The sequence below is a fragment of the Salinirubellus salinus genome (assembly GCF_025231485.1).
Taxonomy (GTDB): domain Archaea; phylum Halobacteriota; class Halobacteria; order Halobacteriales; family Haloarculaceae; genus Salinirubellus; species Salinirubellus salinus.
On sequence record NZ_CP104003.1, the window covers coordinates 464,732 to 482,886 of the forward strand.

Genomic DNA, 18,155 nt, shown 5'->3' on the forward strand with positions numbered 1-18,155 from the left:
GAAAGTAAGTCGACCTAAACCTTTTTCCTTACATCCTGCTACCGGGCACACAATGGCAATCGACGACGCGGAGGGTGGCGAGTCGACGACGCCGACCCCAACCGACCCGCCCGCCGACGGCGTCGAGGCGGCCGACGGTGGCGCCACCGTCGGCGACTACAACTGGGAGGACTTCAAGCACGAGTACTACTACGACGAGAACGGTGACCCGCCACGCGACAGCGAGGGCAACGTCATCGACTTCGACCGGCAGGAGTACCTCGGCTTCGACCCGAAGCACACGGAACACCTGTTCGCCGCGCACGGTGACACGGCCGACCGGCTGCAGGACCTCGTCGACGACCGGACCGTCGACGTCAACGAACAGCTGGACGAGGACACCTTCTTCTCCAACGTGGACGGGAGCGAAACCGTCGTGGACCGCTACGACCTCGAGAAGGCGGTCCCCCTCGAGAAGAAACTCCACTTCCGCGAGGTCGACCGGTACTGGGTGAACAAGCCGTTCGCGTTCGTCATCATCTTCCACTCCGAGAAGGAGAACGAGAAGAAGTACTACCTGATAGAGCCGTACCTCACGAGCATCGAGGCGGACCTGCGCGAGTTCGTCGCCAGGAAACTCAAGACCGCCATCAAGTACTCCTCGGACGAGGTCATCGTCGAGGGGGACGACGACGCCCGGGCGGGCGTCATCGAGCGTGAGACGCACAACCTGCTCGAGCGGTACGACCTCTACGCGGACGACGCGACCCCCGACGGACCGGGTACGGTCGACCGACTGAAGGGGATGCTCGGGATGGACGCGCCGGCACTCGAGTCCGGCGAGTCGACCGCCCCCACCGGTCGGTCGGCCCGTCCCGAACCCGCCCTGATCGAGGAGGACGCGGACACCCTCTCCTCCTACCAGATCGAGAAACTGCTCTACCTCCTGAAGCGGGACTTCATCGGCTTCGAGCGCATCGACGGCATCAAACACGACATCAACGTCGAGGACATCTCCTGTGACGGGTACAACTCACCCGTCTTCGTCTACCACTCCGACTACGAGCAGATAATCTCGAACGTCTACCACGGGAAGGAGGAACTCGACGACTTCGTCGTCAAGATGGCCCAGCGCTCGGGCAAGGGTATCTCCAAGCGGAACCCGCAGGTCGACGCCACCCTGCCCGACGGGTCGCGTTCACAGCTCACGCTGGGCAAGGAGGTGTCGGACCACGGGACCAACTACACCATCCGGCAGTTCAAGGACGTCCCGTTTACGCCCATCGACCTCATCAACTGGAACACGTTCAGCCTCGACGAGATGGCGTTCCTGTGGCTCTGTATCGAGAACCACAAGTCGCTCATCTTCGCGGGCGGCACGGCGTCGGGGAAGACGACCTCGCTGAACGCGGTGTCGCTGTTCATCCCGTCGAAGGCGAAGATCGTCTCCATCGAGGACACGCGGGAGGTCGAACTCCCGCAGCGCAACTGGATCGCCTCCGTCACGCGCCCGTCGTTCTCCGAGGACGACAAGGGTGACGTCGACGAGTTCGACCTGCTGGAGGCCGCGCTCCGACAGCGCCCCGAGTACATCGTCATGGGTGAGATCCGTGGTGAGGAGGGTCGGACGCTGTTCCAGGTCATGTCGACCGGGCACACCACGCTCACGACGTTCCACGCCGACTCCGTCGGCGAGGTCATCAAGCGGTTCACGACGGAACCCATCAACGTCTCGAAGACGATGTTCACGGCGCTGGACCTCGTGAGCATCCAGACCCAGACGCGGGTGCAGGGCCGGAAGGTGCGCCGGAACAAGTCGCTCACCGAGATCAACCACTACGACCCGGAGAACGACGAGATCAACGTCCAGGACGTCTATCAGTGGCAGGCGGAGACCGACGAGTACCTGCAGATGGGCGAGTCGAACACGCTCGAGGAGATCATGTTCGACCGTGGCTGGTCGGTCGACGAACTGAACCGGGAGATGTTCGAGCGGAAACTGGTGCTCGCGTACCTCATCGACCAGCACCTCAACACGTACACGCAGGTGGCGGCGACGCTGCAGGCGTTCATGAACGACCCGGAGACCATCCTCTCGCTCATCGCGGCGGACGAACTGGAGCAGTCGCTCGAGGACCTCCGCGAGATGGAGTCGGTCTCCATCGACATCGACCCGAAGAAAGAGGAGATGGTGCCCCGCCCGGACCCGCCGGAGGAGCGCCGCGACGAGGCCGCGAAGGTGCTCTCGGACGGCGAGGCGCTGTTGCGTGAGTACCTCGACAGCGACAGCGCGATGGTCGAAGCGCTCGGCTCGGGGAGTCAGGGTGCCGCCGCCGACGGTGGGGACGTGTTCGACTTCGGCGGGTTCTCCTTCGAGGGAGGGAGTGAATGAGCCTCGAGTCGGGGAGCGGTGTCGGGAGCGTCGACTCCCTCTCTGACACCTTCTACCCGCTCTATCGACGACTGTTCGACGACGACTCGGACTTCGTCGCGAACCTCGAGACGAAGCTCGCGGAGGCGCGGATGCCCCAGACCGTCGAGATATACCTCTCGCGGTCGCTCGCGGTGGGGGTGCTCGTCGGCGGGGCGCTCTGGCTGGTCGGCCTGCTGCTCGGGTGGCTGCTGGTCCAGATCCTGTTCGCGGACGGCGCGCCGCTGTTCCTGAACCTCCCGGTCGGCGAGCAGACGGCCCAGCTCCTGAACACGCTGAAGATCCCGTTCATCGTCATCGTCACGGGGCTCGTGTTCGGCTCCATCGGCTTCGGGATGGGGTTCGGGTCGATGGTGGCCCGGCCGTACCTGACCGCGGACGCCCGGAAACGCGAGATCAACGTCCTGCTGTCGGACTCGGTCTCGTTCATGTACGCGCTCTCTGTGGGCGGACTGAACCAGCTCGAGATCCTCGAGGCGATGGCGAAGGCGGAGGACACCTACGGCGAGGTTGCCCGCGAGTTCCAGTCCATCGTGCTGGAGACGCAGTACTTCGACACGGACTACCGGACGGCGGTCCGGAATCAGGCGCTCCAGACGCCCTCGGACGAACTGAGTCAGTTCCTCACCGACATGCTCTCCATCATCAACTCCGGTGGTGACATGGAGGGGTTCCTCGAGGACCAGAAGGAGAAGCAGATGCGGACCTCCAAGCAGGAACAGGAGATGGTCCTCGAGACCCTCGAACTGTTCGGCGAGATGTTCATGACGCTCTCGCTGTTCCCGCTGTTGCTCATCATCATCCTCGTCATCATGTCGATGCTGGGTGAGGCCCAGACGATGCTGCTCTACGGCACCGTCTACGGGCTCATCCCGCTCATCGGCGCCGGGTTCCTGGTCCTGGTCTCCACCGTCGTGCAGGACGAGGTCGGTGACGGCTACCTCGAGGCCGGCGACGGTGAGCTCCAGAGTGCCGCCGAGTCCTCCCGGATGTTCGACCTCGGACTCGTCGAGAACTACACCGGTCGGGGCAGCATCTTCGACCGCATCAAGGACCGCGAGGGGACCTACGAGACGATGGAGTTGCTCCGCCAGCCCCACCTCTTCTTCCGGGACCACCCGCTCGCGGTGCTGGCCGTGACGGTGCCCGCGACCGTCGTCCTGCTGGGGTTCTCGGTGGCCGCGAACTTCGCGCCCCTCTCGCTCGACGGGATGATCGCCAACCCCGTGCGCGGGACGTTCTTCTGGTTCTACGTCCCGCTGTACGTCAACTTCCTGCCGCTGATGATCTTCCGGGAGTGGAACGTCCGCTCGCGCAACGGCATCACGAACAAGCTGTCGGACAACCTCCGGAAGCTCTCCTCGGCCAACGACACCGGGATGACGCTGCTCGAGTCCATCAAGGTCGTCTCGGAGACCTCCTCGGGCAAACTGGCGGACGAGTTCGAGACGATGTACGCGAAGGTGAACTACGGTACCTCGCTGCGGACGGCGCTCAGGGAGTTCAACAACAAGTACCACATCCCACGGCTCGCCCGCACGGTCAAACTCATCTCCAAAGCGCAGGAGGCCTCCTCGCAGATCACGTCGGTCCTCACGACCGCGGCGCAGGCCTCCGAGAACCAGGACGACATCCTCCGGGACCGCAAGTCGCGGACCCGGATGCAGGTGGTCATCATCATCATGACCTACATGACGCTGCTGGGCGTGATGGCCATCCTCAAGATCAAGTTCCTCGACGTGATGGCCGGACTGGCCTCGCAGGCCTCCGGCAGCGGCGGCGGTGGCGGCGCGGGCGGCGGGCAGTTCGGTGGCAACGTCGACACCGACCTGCTCACCCTGCTGTTCTTCCACGCCGTCACGTTGCAGGCGGTCATCTCGGGGTTCATCGCGGGCTACATCCGCGACGTCTCCATCATGGCCGGCGTGAAGTTCGCCGTCGTGTTGCCGACGTTCGCGCTCGTGGTGTTCCTGTTCATCTGAACCGTCTGACGTTCGTCACGCTCGCCGACACTCCTATGTTCCAGCCCACAAAGAGTCGTATCAACGACCCTTGATGCGAGGCCAAACCACGCTCGACTTCGCGGTCGGTGTCAGCATCTTCCTCGTCGTCGTGGCGTTCGTCGTGGGCTTCGTCCCGACGATGCTCGAGCCGTTCGACGGGGGAACCCAGGAGGAGACGGCCGCTTCGGACCGGCTGGCGGACCAGCTGGTGACGGACCTCCTCGTGGCGGACGCCGACACCCCCTACGTCCTCGACCGCGGCTGTGTCGTCGCGTTCTTCGCACTGGAGAACAGCGACGGCGACCCGGCCGACGACGAGGACGCCTACCGCGACAACGACGACGTGGTCAGGAGCGACCTCTACGACGTGACCGGGTCGGACATCGACACCGGCGCGTGCAACTTCGACGTCGACGATGGGGTGTTCGAGCGGATGGCGGTGGCCGACGCCGGCTACGACGTGCGGGTGACCCTCCGCGGGCAGGCAGACGCCGACGCGGACGGTGGTATCCTCTGTGTCGACGCGAACGAGGACGGCGTGAACACCGTCCCCGACCGTGACGACCCGATAATCGACACGGACGACCCGTACGACAGCGGGACCCGCTGTGACATGACCGGCGACGACCACGACGTGGCGTTCGTCACCGGCGATGCCCCGCCGACCGGGACGGGCTCGGTGGTGACCGCCCGACGCGTCGTCTCCATCGAGGGAGGCTTCGAGAACGGGGCGTCGGACGCGACGCTCGTGGTGGAGGTGTGGTGATGCAGGGTGGGGACTCCAGCCGCCGGGCGCGCGGGCAGGCCCACACGCTCGAGGCGCTCGCCGGGTCGCTGTTGCTCGTGGGCGCGCTCGTGTTCGCCCTGCAGGTGACGGCGGTGACGCCGCTGTCGGCCTCGACGTCGAGCCAGCACATCGAGAACCAGCAACAGGCCACCGCCGCGGGGGTGCTCTCGGCTGCCGTCGAGGAGGGCACGCTCCGCGACGCGGTGCTCTACTGGAACGACGGGAGCGACCCCCAGCGGTTCCACGACGCGGTCGGACAGCGCTACTACGTCGACCGGGCGCCGCCCAACGGCCTGGGGACCCTGCTGGATCGGGCGTTCGCCAGCCGCGCCATCGTCTACAACGTCTACGTCCACTACGAGGAGGACGGCCGCCGGAAACCCCAGCGGATGGTCTACCGCGGCGAACCGAGCGACAACGCCGTCTCCACCTCGGTGACGCTCACGCTCTACGACGACGACGTGCTCAGGAACGACGACGGGGACCCGACGACCACGTCGCTCTCCTCGGCCGACTTCTACGCGCCCGACGCCCACGCCGGTGGCGTCTACAACGTCCTCGAGGTGGAGGTGGTGGCGTGGCGGCAGTGAGCGACCGCCTCGTCGCGGCCGAGGACGGGGACCGAGCGCAGCTGCTGCTGGTCGGCGCCCTCTCGCTGGCCATCGCGCTCGTCGCGGTGGCGCTGGTGTTGAACTCCGCCATCTACACGCACAACCTCGCCAGCCGACAGGACACCCCCTCCGACGACGTGGTGACGTTCACCCGCGACGTGCGCGCGAGCGCCGGTGGGTACCTGGACAGCGCGAACCGGAACGAGGGGGTGAACGGGTACGGCGCCGTCGGTAACACCTACGCTGGCGGCCTCGACGGTGTGGCGGGGACGGTCGACGACAGGGCCGCCGTCGACGTGGCAGCCACGCGCGTGGGGCACGTCGCCAACAGCCAGGTCCGTGGCGTGCGGGTGGTCGACGCGGGCGGAGGAACGTTCCAGCCGCGGACCGGTCCGTCGGAATTCCCCGCCGACACCTGGGTGGTCGCCCACGCCGTCCGGGTGCGCTCGTTCCGCGTCGACGTCGAGCCCTCGGACCTGGGCCTGCTGGATCAGCTCGGTCTGGGCGACGCCGAGGACGCGCTGCAGGACCCCACCTCGGACGACGTGTTCGTCGTCGAGTTCACCGACGACGTGGCGACCCCGAGTGCCGGCGAGACGTGGCGCGTCGCCGTCTACGAGGACGGGGACGGGGACCCCACGGTGGGCGTCCTCGAACTGGGGTCCGGCATCACGCGCACCTGCTCGGTCGACGACTCGTCGGTGCCGGACCCGCTCACGCTCGACCTGACCGGGGCCCGGTTCGGCGGGCAGGCGTGTGCGCCGCTCAGTTTCGTCGACGACCTCCCGGACAAGTACTCGGTGAAGTACTACGAGGCCGACGAGATCGAGGGGTCGTACGAACTGTTCGCCGACCTCTCGGTCGACGGGGCGGGCGACGAGGCGGGCGTGTTCACCGACGGGGTCGACGCCCTGAACTACGGTGAGCACTGCGACGGCCCGACCTACTGGGCGGGGACCAGCGGTGACTACCCACGGGTCGTGCCGGCGTACTACGCGACCGACCTGTCGTTCCGGTACGAGTCGCCCGACGTGACGTTCGTCGGGACGCAGCGCGTGGCGCTGGCCGAGCCCGGCCCGGCGCCCACGAGCCCGCGGGTGCAGTCCGTCGACGTCACCGACTCCTCAGGGGCGAGTTCCGACCTCGAGTTCGAGGTGGACGTGACCGTGTCGGACCCGAACGGCGACCTCGACTCGCTGACCGTCGAGGTGATCGACGACGACGGCGACGTGGTCGACGACGCCGACTACGACGACAGCGACCCCGAGTTGGACGGTGACTCGGCCGACGTCTCGCCGTCTCTCACCGACGACGAGGACGACGAGGGGCCGTACACCGTACGGGTGACGGTGGGGGACGACGCGGGTGACGAGCACGTCGTGAACCAGACTCACGACGCGGACGGCGACACGTCGGGGTGTCCGGCGTGATGGACGACCGCGCGGTCAACACGACGGTCGGCTACGTGCTGACCCTCGGCATCAGTTCGTTGCTCATCGTCGGCTTGCTGGTGACCGCGGGCGGGTTCGTCGAGGACCAGCGCCAGACGACGGTGCGACAGGAACTCTCCGTGGTGGGCCAGCAGGTCGCGAGCGACCTGAGCGGGGCCGACCGCCTCGTGCGGGTCGGAGGGAGTGAGGTGACGGTCCGGAGTTCGCTCCCGGGCGAGGTGACCGGCATCCGCTACCGCGTCGAGGTCGACCCGGCGCCGACCCCGTCCGGCCCGACGACACTCAGGCTCAGCACGAGCGAGCCCAACGTGGTCGTCGAGGTGGCGGTCCGGACGGCGAGCGAGGTCGCCCCGGCGTCGTTCGACGGCGGCGACCTCGTGGTGACCTGGACCGGGAGCGAACTGGAGGTGCGCCGTGCGTAGTCGCGCCGTCGAGAGCGTGGTCGGGTTCGTCCTCGTCTTCTCGCTCGTGGCGAGTTCGGTCGGCGTCGTCTACGTCTTCGGGTACGGGGGGCTGCAGGACACGCGCGACGCCGAACAGCTCTCGAACGTCGAGAGCGCGTTCGACGTCCTCGCGGACAACGTGGAGGACGTCCAGCGCGAGGACGCTCCCCACCGCGCGACGGAGTTCAAACTCTACCGGGCCGACCTGCGGACCGGTGACCCGGTCGAGTTCACCGTGACTGTCCAGAACTGGAACGACGACGGTGACCCAGACACAGCCGAACCGCTGAACAGCACGGTCACCGTCGACGCGGTCCCGGTCGTCTACTCCCCGACGGGGTCAGAGACGTCCATCAGGTACGTCGGCGGGGCCGTCCTGCGCACCGACCGGAACGGGGCGGTGATGCTCCACGAACCGCCACTCGTGTTGCGTGAGGCGGACGGCGAGCGGGGTGCCGTCTTCCCGTTCGTCGAGACGCGCACGAGGGGGACCACGGCCGTCTCCGGATCGACGACGGTGCTCGTCCGGGCCGACGAGGTACTGGCCGAGTCGCTCACGGCGGCCACCGACCCGGCCGCGGACACCACGGACACGACTGGCGACGTCTACGACGTACTGTTGACCGTCGAGACGGACCCCGCACGCACCTCGACGTGGGCCGAGCACCTGAACGGGGAGTTCGAGGCGGCCTACGGCGTCCGGCCGTGTACGACGGCGGGCGGGACGGTCACCTGCGACTTCGAGACGGACCGTCTGTTCGTCTCGGTGACGCGCATCGACGTGAGCATCGACGACTGAACGGCACCGAGACCGGCGGGGTCAGTCCAGCTCGACCTCGACCTCGTTCTCGGTGACGTGGATGTACGTGACGTAGCGGTCGCTCCCGCCAGTGAACAGCCGGCCGCTCGACCCGCCTTCGTTGATCGTGTCCGAACTCTTGTCGTCGACGACGAGGTCGAACTCGTCGGGGAACTCGGCGAAGTAGTGGTTGACGAGGCGGTCGACTGTCTCGGAATCGCCGCTGCCCGGGTCGTACGACTCGGACTCCCAGGCCGCGCCGTGCCCCCCGAGGGTGACCGGGTCCACGACGCCCCCGTTGGGTTTGAAGTAGACGAGGTCGCTCTGGCTGAGCGAGACGTACTCGAGTGAGACGTCGGTCTCGCCGACGTTCTCGGGGTTCCCGTCGCCGTCGTCGTCGTCGACGAACGTGGCCTCCATGTATATCTCGTCGTCGCCGTCGCCGTTCAGGTCGGCACACTTCGTCACGAAGGCGTCGTCCTCCTTCCAGCCGTGGTAGGTCGTCCCGCCGTCCTCGGAGTAGTAGACGGTCAGGTCCGCGGTGATGCCTGGGGTGGGACAACCACCACTCCCGGACTTCCGGAGGTGTAGCTCGAGCCGCTGGTCACCGGTCTCGGCGTACATCGACCACTGGAGGTTGTTGAAGTTCGCCGAGTCGGTGTCGTCGGGGCGGAGGCGGATGGAGAACTCCTCGACCGAGTGGCCGGCCGAGGCGCCGGAGACCGGCACTGCGCCGCCCTCGCCCGGCATCTCGAACGCGCCCACCTGCGCCAGCGAGACGAGCTCGACGCGGACCACGTCGTCGGTGGGGTAGGTCACCTCGCCCTCGGTGCGCCGCTCGAAGTACTCGCCCCACGCCTGGGCGTAGTCACTCTCGACCTGGACGTAGACGCTCCCGTCCTCCACGGGGTTGCTGAACGGTTCGGCGATGCCGTCCTCCCAGCACCGGTCGGGGTAGTCCGCGCCGCGGGGGAAGACCTGCGTCGGCTCGCCGGCGTCGGTGACCGTCGCCCGGGTGCCCGCCCCGGACCCGCCGCCGCTCCCGCGGGTCAGGATGATCGGGAGCGTCAGCGTCGCGCCACGGTAGTGGAACTCCGGCGGGGAGATCATCTGCGTCTCACCCCGACGGTCCTGTCGCCAGACGCCGCCTCCCTCGTAGGCGAGCGTCGTCGACCCGGTGGTGTAGGTCATCCGCCCGAGTGGGACCGGGTCCATCAGGTAGGCGTCGTCCTCGACGGTGAGGTTGTTGGTCGGGGTCCCCGACACGGTGTCGTCGCCGTCGTCGTCGACCCCGTCGTCGTCACAGTCCAGCTGGACGATGGACATCGACCCGGCGGTGGGGTCGACCGAGTAGGTCCCCTGCGTGCCACCGAGGCCGACGGTGTGGACGTCCGAGTCGCCCAGTGCGACCTGTGAGGTCTGCGAGTCGAACAGGGTCATGGTCTGTTCGGCGCGCGCGACGGCGGACTGGTCTTGTGCGTCGGTCAGCGCCGCCGCCCCGAGCGCGACGGTGGTGACGACGGCGACCACCACCACGCCCAGCACGAGTGCGTAGCCGACGGGCGAGGACTGGCCCCGGTCGGGAACGGCTGGCGGCATCATCTAATTACCGGTATCGTCCCATCCACATAAAACTGGAGTGGCCCGCACGGGACGAATCAGATGCTGAGTCGGACGATAGCCGAAAGCCACCCCATCACTCAGATTCTGGAGAGAGTATGCGGGCACAGACGACCCTGGACTTCGCCATCGGGATGAGCGTGTTCCTGCTGGCGGTGGTGTTCGTCTTCACGTTCGTCCCCGGTATCCTCGAACCGTTCGAGGCCGGGCCGCAGGAGGAGACGGCCGTGGCCGACCGGGTGGCCTCGCAACTCGTCCAGTCGTCGATGGCCGACCCCGCGGAACCGTACGTCCTCGGCCTGCCGTGCACGAACGGCTTCTTCAACGCCACGGCGGCCGGGGACGTGGCCTGTGGGTTCGACACGAGCGCCGACCTGACCGCGGGCGACAGACTGTCCGACCGGGTCGGGGTCACCGACCGCCAGCGGTTGCAGGTCACTGTCGAGGGAGACGTGGACGGCGACGGCGACGTCCACGCGCTGTGTTTCGACAACGACGACAAGAAGATCGTCGAGGTGACCGACAGCGAGTGTGGCGAGGCGGTCGCCGACGACCGGACCACGAACACGGACGTGCTCTACACGCTAGGTGACACTCCGAGCGACACGCAGGCGGTGGTGACCGCACAGCGGACCGTGGAGGTCGATGGGTACACGGCGACCGTGGTGGTGGAGGTGTGGTGATGCGTGGGGCCGACGCGGGCCGACGGGGACGCGGACAGGCCCACACGCTGGAGGGGGTCGTCGCCGCGCTCCTCCTGCTGGCCAGTCTGGTGTTCGCATTGCAGTCGACGGCCGTGACGCCGCTGTCGGCCTCGACGTCGAGTCAGCACATAGAGAACCAGGAGCAGTCGATGGCCGACGGAGTGCTCTCCATCGCCGAGGACGACGGCGACCTGCTGGCGGCCGTGGTCTACTGGGACGAGACCACCGAGTCCCTCCACGGGATCGGGGGTGGTGGCTACGCGAACGACGGCGACTATCCGGCCGGGTTCGTCCTCGGTGACCTGCTGACCGAGTCGTTCTCCGAGCGCGGCATCGCGTACAACGTGTTCGTCCAGTACCGGACGGCCGACGGCGCCCAGCGCGAACGCCGTCTGGTCTACCGGGGCGTCCCGAGCGACAACGCCGTCACCGCCTCGCGCGTGTTGACCGTCTACGACGATACACCGCTCGCGGAGGCCGATGGCAGCGACGACACCCTGACGGTGAGCGACCCGGGCGCGAACTTCTACATGCCCGACGCCTCGCCGTCGACTGGCACCTACAACACCGTGCGTGTCGAACTGACCGTCTGGCGGATGTGACGGTCACGACTCCCCGAATATATACTCTCGCCCGACTCAGCGCCCGTTTCCGCCTCGAGTATTAATTACCGAGTTCGCCAAGCGGGTACAAGAGCCGGCTACGGCCGGTATCCGAGGTCCATGACACCGTTCCCTCGACGACCATTCGCCGACGACGAGCGCGACCGCGCACAGCTGATACTCGTGAGTGCACTCGTGCTCGCGACGACGCTCGTGGCGCTCTCGCTGGTGGTCAACTCCGTCATCTACACGGAGAACCTGGCGACGCGGCGCGACGCCGACACCGGGCAGGCGCTGAACTTCCGCGAGGCGACCCACGACGGCGCCCTCCGGGGGCTGGAGACGGCGAACTTCGAGCCGGCCGACGCCACGTACCTGCAGCGCAAGGCGGCCCTCCGCGACACGCTGGCGAGCTGGCAGACCGACAGCAGTCGGTACTTCGCCAGTCAGGGTCTCGAGGTCGCGACGAGCGCCGCCTCGTTCGTCGAGGGGACACGGGTGAGTCAGGACACCGTGGGACCGTTCGTCCCGGCGGATTCGAACGTCGTGTACGACAGTAACACGCTGGACCTGCTCGGGCTGGGCGAGGCCGAGACGTGGGTGGCTGCGAACGCCACCTCCGTCAGACGGCTCCGACTGAGCGTTGAGCGGAACGACCGGCTCTACGAGACGAGCCAGAGCCTGCTCGCCGAGGGCATCGACACCATCCTGACCGGTAACGAGGTGTACGCCCTGTACGTCGAGGATTCGAACGGTGACGACTACCGGATCTACGTCTACGAGAACACCACCGTCTCCCCGAACGAGGTGTCGGTCGCCGTCTACGACGAACAGGCGACCGACCTCGTGGGTGAGGCCTGTCGGGTGCCGGGTGACACCGTCGACATCGACGTGACCGGCGGGACGCTCACCGGGAGTGCCGGCACCGAGTCCTGCGAGGCCCTCTCGTTCTGGCAGGACACCGACGGGCCGTACGACCTCTATCACCTGAACGGGAACAGCGTGGAGGGCACCTACTCGTTCGTCACCGACCGCCCGGAGGTTGAGTTCCGGGAGGCCGTCGAAGACCAGAACCAGGGCCTCTACGACGACCTCGTGGACCTGCTCGGGATGATGTCGGTGACGAAGACGGACCCCGTCGACGACGAGACCTACGCCACCAGCGACGGCTCGACGGTGTACACGACGCCTGCCATCTACGCCACCGACGTGACCGTCGAGTACCGGACCGGTGGGCTCGTCTACGAGTCCTCGGTTCGCGTGGCGCCGGGTGAACCCGGCGAACCGACGGTACCGGCCGGCGGGGCTGGCGGTGGCGACAGCGGGAGCGACTCGAACACGGCACCGGACGCCCAGTTCTCCGTCTCGGACACCAGCGTGACCGTCGGGAACGCGGTCAGTTTCGACGCCTCGGCCAGCAGCGACTCGGACGGCTCGGTCGACAGCTACGAGTGGGCCTTCGGCGACGGGAACGTCGACACCGGCACCACGCCGAGTCACGCGTTCGGCTCGACCGGGTCGTACGACGTGACGCTGACCGTCACCGACGACGACGGGGCCACTGACAGTCGGACCCGGACCGTCGAGGTGGTCTCCTCGTCAGCCGACGCGCCGACCATCGACTCGCTCTCGGTCACCGACGGGAGTACCGCTGGGCCGGGGAACTCGCCCGACGACGTCTCGTTCACGGCCGACTGGACTGTCTCCGACGCCGACGACAACCTGCTCCAGGTACGGGTCGAACTCGTCGAGGACCCCGACGGTGCGGCGGGGACGCTCGATACCGACTCGGCGTCTATCTCCGGCGGGAGCGCGGCTAGCGCGCTCAACGTCGGTGGTACCCTCAGGGGCGGCTGTGGCGACCCGTACGACGTCGTCGTCACCGTCGAGGATGGGGACGGACAGACCGACTCCCGCACCGAACGGGTGTCCGCGTCGTGCTGAGTCCCGACCTCCGGCGCCGCGACGAACGCGGCGCCGCGACGACGCTCGGGTACGCACTCAGCCTCGGCATCACCTCGCTGCTCGTCACCGGCCTGCTGTTCACGGGCGGGACGTTCGTCGAGGACCAGCGCGACCGGGCGGTCCGCTCGGAACTCCGCGTCGTCGGCCAGCAGGTGGCCGACGGCGTCGGGTCCGCCGACCGGCTGGCGGCCACCACGCGGGAGGGTGGGGCCGTCGAGTTGCGACGGTCACTCCCGGACGACGTGGCGGGGGCGGGCTACCGCCTCTCGCTGTCCCGACTGGGCGCCGACGACGTGCGGCCGGTCTACGAACTCACGCTGCGCTCGTTCGACCCCGACATCTCCACGCGTGTCCGGGCGTTCTCCGGCGCCGCGGTCTACGCCCCGCGAGACGTGGACGGCGGGGAGGTCGTCGTCCAGTCGAACGACGCACTCGTCCCCAAGTTGTTCCTGACCGCCCCCGACGCCGCCCCCGTCTTCGTCGAGGCGGACGGCGTGGTGGCGCTGGAGGCCGAGGGGCCGACCGGGACGCTCGCGGGGTCGAGCGACGAGGCGGACCACTACTGGGAACCGTTCGACGACGCCGACGCCTCGGGCGGGACGGCCGTCGTCACGCGGCCGAACGTGAGCGTGAACCCCGGCGACCCCGGGAACGCGGGTGAGACCACGACCGGTCCCGCGCTCACCTACGACGTCGAGTTCGACAGTGCCGGGACCTACTACGTGTTCGTCAGGATGAAGGCACCCGACGGTGAGAGCGACTCGGTGCACGTCGCCCTGAACGACGACGCGCCGGTCACCTACGACGACGACGGGTCTCCAGCGTTCGGTCTGAGTGAGGGCGCGGGCTCCTCGTGGTCGTGGGTCCACGGCCTCGCCAACGACGGTGACGGCGGCGACTACGTGACTCTCTCACCGGACTCGCCGGGCGTTCACACCCTGCGGCTCTACATGCGCGAGGACGGGACGCAGGTCGACAAGATCGTCCTGATACGGGCGTCGTCGCCCCCCGCCGACCCGAGCGGCACTGGACCGTCTGCCTTCTGACCATGTTCCGAGACACCTCCACCCGGCGGGCCGTGAGTCAGGTCGTGAGTTTCGTCCTCGTCTTCTCGCTGGTCGCGACGACCGTCGGTGTGGTGTCGGTCGTCGGGTTCGACGGCCTCTCGGACAGACGGGACGCCGAACGGGTCGACAACGCCGAGCGTGCGTTCGACGTCCTCGCGGACAACGTCGAGGACGTCTACCGCGACGGGGCACCGAGTCGGGCGACCGAGATAAAACTCGACGATGCGGCGCTCGAGACGGGCAGTGCGACGACCGTGAAGGTGGACTTCCCGGACGACTCGCTCGGCCCGTTCGACACGAGCCTGCGGCCCATCGTCTTCGAGCCGCAGGGGCGCAACTCGAGTATCGTCTACGAGGCCGGGGCGGTCATCCGCGTCGACGACGGCAACGCCGTGATGCTCCGCGAGCCGCCGCTCCGGTTCGACGAGGACCGGAGCACGGCCTCGCTCGTCGTCACGGGCGGCGAGGGTGCGGTCGGCGGGTCCACGACCGTACTCGTCCGGACCGACGAGACCACCACGGCCGTGCTGCACCCCGCCGGGACGGAGACGGCGGCGACCCCGAACTCGCGGTTCGTCTTCCAGCTCGAGACGGCGCCCGAGCGCGCCCCGGCGTGGGAGACGTTCCTCGAGGCCGAGTTCTCGTGGGTGAGCGACGCCTGCACGCGCGACGGGGGGCGCGTCACCTGCGAAGTCCCCGCCGGGTCCTCGCCGGACGAGCTGTACCTCTCGGAGACGGTCATCGAGGTCACGTTCGAGTGAGGGTGGTCGGGCTGGAGGCAGCCCCACCACTCGGTGGGGCGGGTCACTGGACACCGTGGGTCGTGGGCGGGTGTCTCAGTCGAACTCGACTTCGAGGCCGTTCTCCGTGACGTGGAGGTAGGTGACGACCTTCCCGCTGCCCGGATAGTCGATGTACCCGGCGGAGGCCTCGCAGTCCGGGTTCTTGTTACCGGTCGCGTAACACTGCCCCGCGTTGTTCCCCTCGTTGATGGTCAGCGGGAGGTCGGTCCCGAACTCGGAGAAGTAGTGGGGCACGACGAACGCCATCGACCGGGTCTCCCCGGGTGAGAGGTCGATGTCGCCGTGGTCGTCGTCGCTGGGGAGGACGCCGCTGGAGCCGAGGAACGTCCCCTCGTCGTTCTCGGTCTCCGAGGAGTAGAGTTTCCCGTCGCGACCGGAGAGCGACTCGTAGGTGGCGGTGGTCCCGCTGTCGGTGAAGTCGACGTCGACCCAGATGTCGTCGCCGCTACACTGGACCGTGTAGGGGGCGGTCCAGCCCTCGTAGGTGGCGGTCCCGTCGTCGGAGTAGTAGACGGCGGCGGTGACGGTCTCACCGCACTTCGCGCCGTTGCCGTTGACGGCGAGTTCGAGGTGTCGCTGGCCGTCGTCGCTCGTCGCCGACATCGACCACATCAGGTTGTTGAAGTTCGAGGACTGGCCGGAGTCGGGTCGGAGCCTGATCTGGAAGTCGTTCAGCGAGTGCCCGTCGGTCGGGAAGCCGCGGACCGGGATGGTGTCCCCGACGCTCTGCATCGTGAAGTCCCCGATGGTCCCGATGGTGATGAGGTCGAGTCGAGCGGTCTCGTTGGTGTCGAACGAGCTCACCTTCCCGTCGGTGCGACTCCGGAAGTACTCGGCCCACCCCTCGTAGTACTCGCTCTCGACCTCGATGCGGATGAACCCCTGCTGGACCGGGTTGTCGTAGACACGCGAGGGTGCGGTCGAGTAGGTCTGGCCCTCGTCGGGGTACTCGCGCTCGAAGGAGTTCGGCACCTCGCGCAGGGTGACCCTGGAGGCACCTCCGCCACCCGCCCCGCCACTCCCGCGGGCGACGACGACGGGGAGCGTGAGCGTGGCCGAGCGGTAGTGGAACTCCGGCGGCGAGACCATCCGGGCCGCTCCCTCGCCCTTTCGCCAGACGCCCCCGGCCTGGTAGGCGACCTCCGTGTCGCCACTGGTGTAGACCACCTGACCGAGCGTCCCCGAGTAGAGGGTCTCGTCGTTGCTGTCGTCGTTCGGACTCACGTTGCCGTCGTAGTCGACGTGGATCACCCGGAGTTCGCCCGACCCCTCGTCGACCCTGAAGTCCCCGCCGCCGCGGCCGAACGAGACGGTCTGGGTCCCCGAGCCGCCCAGCGCGACCATCGCGGCCCGCGAGTCGAACAGCGTCATGCTGTGTTCGGCGTTCTCGAGGCGCGAACTGCTCTGGGTCTGGTCGAGCGCCGTCCCGCCCAGTGCGAGGACGGCGGTGGTGCCGAGGACGAGCAGTCCGAGCAACAGCGCGAGGCCGAGGACCTCGGCCTGACCGCTGGCGGGGCGGGGGAGACGCATCTGCGTGCAGTGAGTCACTGGTACACATAAACGACTGTCCGGTATCCGAGCGTGAGCCTCGACCGCCCGACGGGACGGGTGGGGTGGCGGGATGTCCACGCGACCGAGTCGTCCCCATGCGAGTATCCTCGTATCGCCGCTGGAACTGCAGATCGCGGCCAGCGTCGCCGCCACAGTGTGACGTCCGTAGATAATTAATACGGTTATAGGTCTGGAATGCTGTTATAAACAATCGTTAAGGCCCTGTTCGGTGGTACACAGTATCACGATGAGCGCAAACCCGTCGCGAACGATGAAAGACGTCAGCCACACACCGCCGAGCGGCGAACCGGTCTCCGGGGTCTGGGAGCGCGGCCGCGAAGCCACGACCGAGGAGTGAACCGTCTCCTACCCGACGCGATCTCTCCCCGAGCGGCTGCACCGGTCCGCTCGAGTGTCGTCAGCACCGCCGCCGACGGTCGTCTCCGCCCGATTACGACTCGTCTTCGTCTCCGTCGTCGCTCTCGCCCACGCTCTCGTCCTCGAGCCGTCGGTCGGGGTCGGTGAACGTGACCAGCACGCCACGCTGGGTCTGTGTCCGTTCGATGTCGCCCGTGGCGACGAGTCCGTCGAGCACCCGCCGCGTGTGAGCCGGCGACCAGTCCAGCTCCTCCTCGAGCACGTCCTCGAACACGCGCCCGTTGTTCCGGTGGAGGAGGGAGACGACCTCCTCGGCGTCGCTCCGCGGCACCTCTGCCGGCGCTGAGTCGTGCACCTCCGCCGGTACCGGGTCGGGCCGGTTCCGCCCGCGGAGGATGCCCGCCGCCGCGAACCCCACGACGAAGACGAGCAGCAGCCCAAGCCACGGGAGCAGGCTGTTCGACTCTCCGGCACCGCCCCCGGCGCTCTCGTTGCCGTCACCAGCCTCGGTCGCCGGAGGGTCGGTCTCTGCGGGCGGATCGGTCGCTGGTGGCTCGGTCTTCGCAGGTGCTTCTGTGGCTGGTGGCTCGGTCTCAGCGGGTGCCTCGGTCGGCTCCGGCGTCGTCGGGGCCTCGGTGACCTGTGGCGGGGCGCCGCCGTTTCCGCCACCGGGCAGGTCCTCGAACCCAGAACAACCGGCGAGCACCACCATCAGGACGGCGACGAGAACAGTCAGTGATGTTCGACGCTTCGAGCGGCCAGCGCGTCTCGGCTCCATGGGACCGAATGCGTGTGCATCACGATTACCGATACGTTGCCCCACATCTGCCCCGAGAGAACGTCGTCGTGGGGGGACCGTCCCGAACGCGGTCCACCTCCCACGGCTCGCAGAGGCTGGGTTCGTCGCGTACGACCCGGAGACCTGCTCGGTGACGCCGACCCGGTGCCCGTCGCACTCGAC

General features: G+C 67.9%; 16 protein-coding genes. 13 read left to right on the forward strand and 3 right to left on the reverse strand.

Features of this window, described 5'->3' with window-relative positions; genetic code table 11:
• The first annotated feature begins 52 nt into the window (after window positions 1-52).
• From N0B31_RS02575 to N0B31_RS02605, 7 genes are all read left to right on the forward strand, one after another.
• Entirely contained in the window at window positions 53-2,371 is a 2,319-nt protein-coding gene (locus N0B31_RS02575; RefSeq protein ID WP_260594227.1) for a type II/IV secretion system ATPase subunit, read from the forward strand.
• A complete protein-coding gene (locus N0B31_RS02580) occupies window positions 2,368-4,392 on the forward strand; it encodes a type II secretion system F family protein (RefSeq protein ID WP_260594228.1) in 2,025 nt (674 codons plus the stop codon). Before N0B31_RS02575 ends, N0B31_RS02580 begins: the two co-directional genes overlap by 4 nt.
• A 73-nt stretch (window positions 4,393-4,465) precedes the next feature.
• A complete protein-coding gene (locus N0B31_RS02585; protein WP_260594229.1) occupies window positions 4,466-5,179 on the forward strand; it encodes a DUF7287 family protein in 714 nt (237 codons plus the stop codon).
• Window positions 5,179-5,790 (forward strand): DUF7288 family protein, encoded by a 612-nt coding sequence (locus N0B31_RS02590; RefSeq protein ID WP_260594230.1) that lies wholly within the window; start codon window positions 5,179-5,181, stop codon window positions 5,788-5,790. Before N0B31_RS02585 ends, N0B31_RS02590 begins: the two co-directional genes overlap by 1 nt.
• Complete coding sequence (locus tag N0B31_RS02595) at window positions 5,787-7,241, forward strand: DUF7261 family protein (RefSeq protein WP_260594231.1); 1,455 nt, start codon at window positions 5,787-5,789, stop codon at window positions 7,239-7,241. The genes N0B31_RS02590 and N0B31_RS02595 overlap by 4 nt, the downstream gene beginning before the upstream one ends.
• Window positions 7,241-7,684, forward strand: a complete 444-nt coding sequence (locus N0B31_RS02600; RefSeq protein ID WP_260594232.1) for a DUF7266 family protein — start codon at window positions 7,241-7,243, stop codon at window positions 7,682-7,684. The genes N0B31_RS02595 and N0B31_RS02600 overlap by 1 nt, the downstream gene beginning before the upstream one ends.
• On the forward strand, window positions 7,677-8,504 hold the full coding sequence (locus N0B31_RS02605; protein WP_260594233.1) for a DUF7289 family protein: 828 nt from the start codon (window positions 7,677-7,679) through the stop codon (window positions 8,502-8,504). The genes N0B31_RS02600 and N0B31_RS02605 overlap by 8 nt, the downstream gene beginning before the upstream one ends.
• A 21-nt stretch (window positions 8,505-8,525) precedes the next feature.
• Here the strand turns inward: N0B31_RS02605 and N0B31_RS02610 are convergent, their stop codons facing one another.
• Entirely contained in the window at window positions 8,526-10,106 is a 1,581-nt protein-coding gene (locus tag N0B31_RS02610; RefSeq protein WP_260594234.1) for a DUF7289 family protein, read from the reverse strand.
• Window positions 10,107-10,222: 116 nt separating this feature from the next.
• Here N0B31_RS02610 and N0B31_RS02615 point away from each other — a divergent pair, with 116 nt between their 5' ends.
• The 5 genes from N0B31_RS02615 (at window position 10,223) to N0B31_RS02635 (ending at window position 15,223) form a co-directional block, all read left to right on the forward strand.
• Window positions 10,223-10,807, forward strand: a complete 585-nt coding sequence (locus tag N0B31_RS02615; RefSeq protein ID WP_260594235.1) for a DUF7287 family protein — start codon at window positions 10,223-10,225, stop codon at window positions 10,805-10,807.
• Window positions 10,807-11,430 carry a DUF7288 family protein gene (locus N0B31_RS02620; RefSeq protein ID WP_260594236.1) on the forward strand — a complete coding sequence of 208 codons (624 nt, stop codon included), beginning with the start codon at window positions 10,807-10,809 and terminating at the stop codon, window positions 11,428-11,430. Before N0B31_RS02615 ends, N0B31_RS02620 begins: the two co-directional genes overlap by 1 nt.
• Before the next feature lie 120 nt (window positions 11,431-11,550).
• A complete protein-coding gene (locus N0B31_RS02625) occupies window positions 11,551-13,374 on the forward strand; it encodes a PKD domain-containing protein (protein ID WP_260594237.1) in 1,824 nt (607 codons plus the stop codon).
• The gene (locus tag N0B31_RS02630; RefSeq protein WP_260594238.1) at window positions 13,368-14,441 is read left to right on the forward strand and encodes a DUF7266 family protein; all 1,074 of its coding nucleotides are present in this window, start codon (window positions 13,368-13,370) and stop codon (window positions 14,439-14,441) included. The genes N0B31_RS02625 and N0B31_RS02630 overlap by 7 nt, the downstream gene beginning before the upstream one ends.
• A gap of 32 nt (window positions 14,442-14,473) precedes the next feature.
• Window positions 14,474-15,223 carry a DUF7289 family protein gene (locus tag N0B31_RS02635; protein WP_260594239.1) on the forward strand — a complete coding sequence of 250 codons (750 nt, stop codon included), beginning with the start codon at window positions 14,474-14,476 and terminating at the stop codon, window positions 15,221-15,223.
• Window positions 15,224-15,298: 75 nt separating this feature from the next.
• Here N0B31_RS02635 and N0B31_RS02640 read toward each other — a convergent pair whose 3' ends face one another.
• Window positions 15,299-16,795, reverse strand: coding sequence for a DUF7289 family protein (locus N0B31_RS02640; protein ID WP_260594240.1), 1,497 nt, complete (start codon window positions 16,793-16,795; stop codon window positions 15,299-15,301).
• A 268-nt stretch (window positions 16,796-17,063) separates the two neighbouring features.
• On the opposite strand from N0B31_RS02640, the gene N0B31_RS22715 reads away from it, so the two are divergent.
• On the forward strand, window positions 17,064-17,174 hold the full coding sequence (locus N0B31_RS22715; RefSeq protein ID WP_465270153.1) for a DUF7989 family protein: 111 nt from the start codon (window positions 17,064-17,066) through the stop codon (window positions 17,172-17,174).
• A gap of 93 nt (window positions 17,175-17,267) precedes the next feature.
• Here N0B31_RS22715 and N0B31_RS02645 read toward each other — a convergent pair whose 3' ends face one another.
• Complete coding sequence (locus N0B31_RS02645; RefSeq protein ID WP_260594241.1) at window positions 17,268-17,972, reverse strand: helix-turn-helix transcriptional regulator; 705 nt, start codon at window positions 17,970-17,972, stop codon at window positions 17,268-17,270.
• Between the last annotated feature and the right edge of the window lie 183 nt (window positions 17,973-18,155).

Bases quoted from the DNA above. Each gene is read 5' to 3' on its own strand.
- N0B31_RS02575 (WP_260594227.1), top strand. From the start codon at position 53: ATGGCAATCGACGACGCGGAGGGTGGCGAGTCGACGACGCCGACCCCA.
- N0B31_RS02580 (WP_260594228.1), top strand. From the start codon at position 2,368: ATGAGCCTCGAGTCGGGGAGCGGTGTCGGGAGCGTCGACTCCCTCTCT.
- N0B31_RS02585 (WP_260594229.1), top strand. From the start codon at position 4,466: ATGCGAGGCCAAACCACGCTCGACTTCGCGGTCGGTGTCAGCATCTTC.
- N0B31_RS02590 (WP_260594230.1), top strand. From the start codon at position 5,179: ATGCAGGGTGGGGACTCCAGCCGCCGGGCGCGCGGGCAGGCCCACACG.
- N0B31_RS02600 (WP_260594232.1), top strand. From the start codon at position 7,241: ATGGACGACCGCGCGGTCAACACGACGGTCGGCTACGTGCTGACCCTC.
- N0B31_RS02610 (WP_260594234.1), bottom strand. From the start codon at position 10,106: ATGATGCCGCCAGCCGTTCCCGACCGGGGCCAGTCCTCGCCCGTCGGC.
- N0B31_RS02615 (WP_260594235.1), top strand. From the start codon at position 10,223: ATGCGGGCACAGACGACCCTGGACTTCGCCATCGGGATGAGCGTGTTC.
- N0B31_RS02620 (WP_260594236.1), top strand. From the start codon at position 10,807: ATGCGTGGGGCCGACGCGGGCCGACGGGGACGCGGACAGGCCCACACG.
- N0B31_RS02625 (WP_260594237.1), top strand. From the start codon at position 11,551: ATGACACCGTTCCCTCGACGACCATTCGCCGACGACGAGCGCGACCGC.
- N0B31_RS02640 (WP_260594240.1), bottom strand. From the start codon at position 16,795: ATGCGTCTCCCCCGCCCCGCCAGCGGTCAGGCCGAGGTCCTCGGCCTC.
- N0B31_RS22715 (WP_465270153.1), top strand. From the start codon at position 17,064: ATGAGCGCAAACCCGTCGCGAACGATGAAAGACGTCAGCCACACACCG.
- N0B31_RS02645 (WP_260594241.1), bottom strand. From the start codon at position 17,972: ATGGAGCCGAGACGCGCTGGCCGCTCGAAGCGTCGAACATCACTGACT.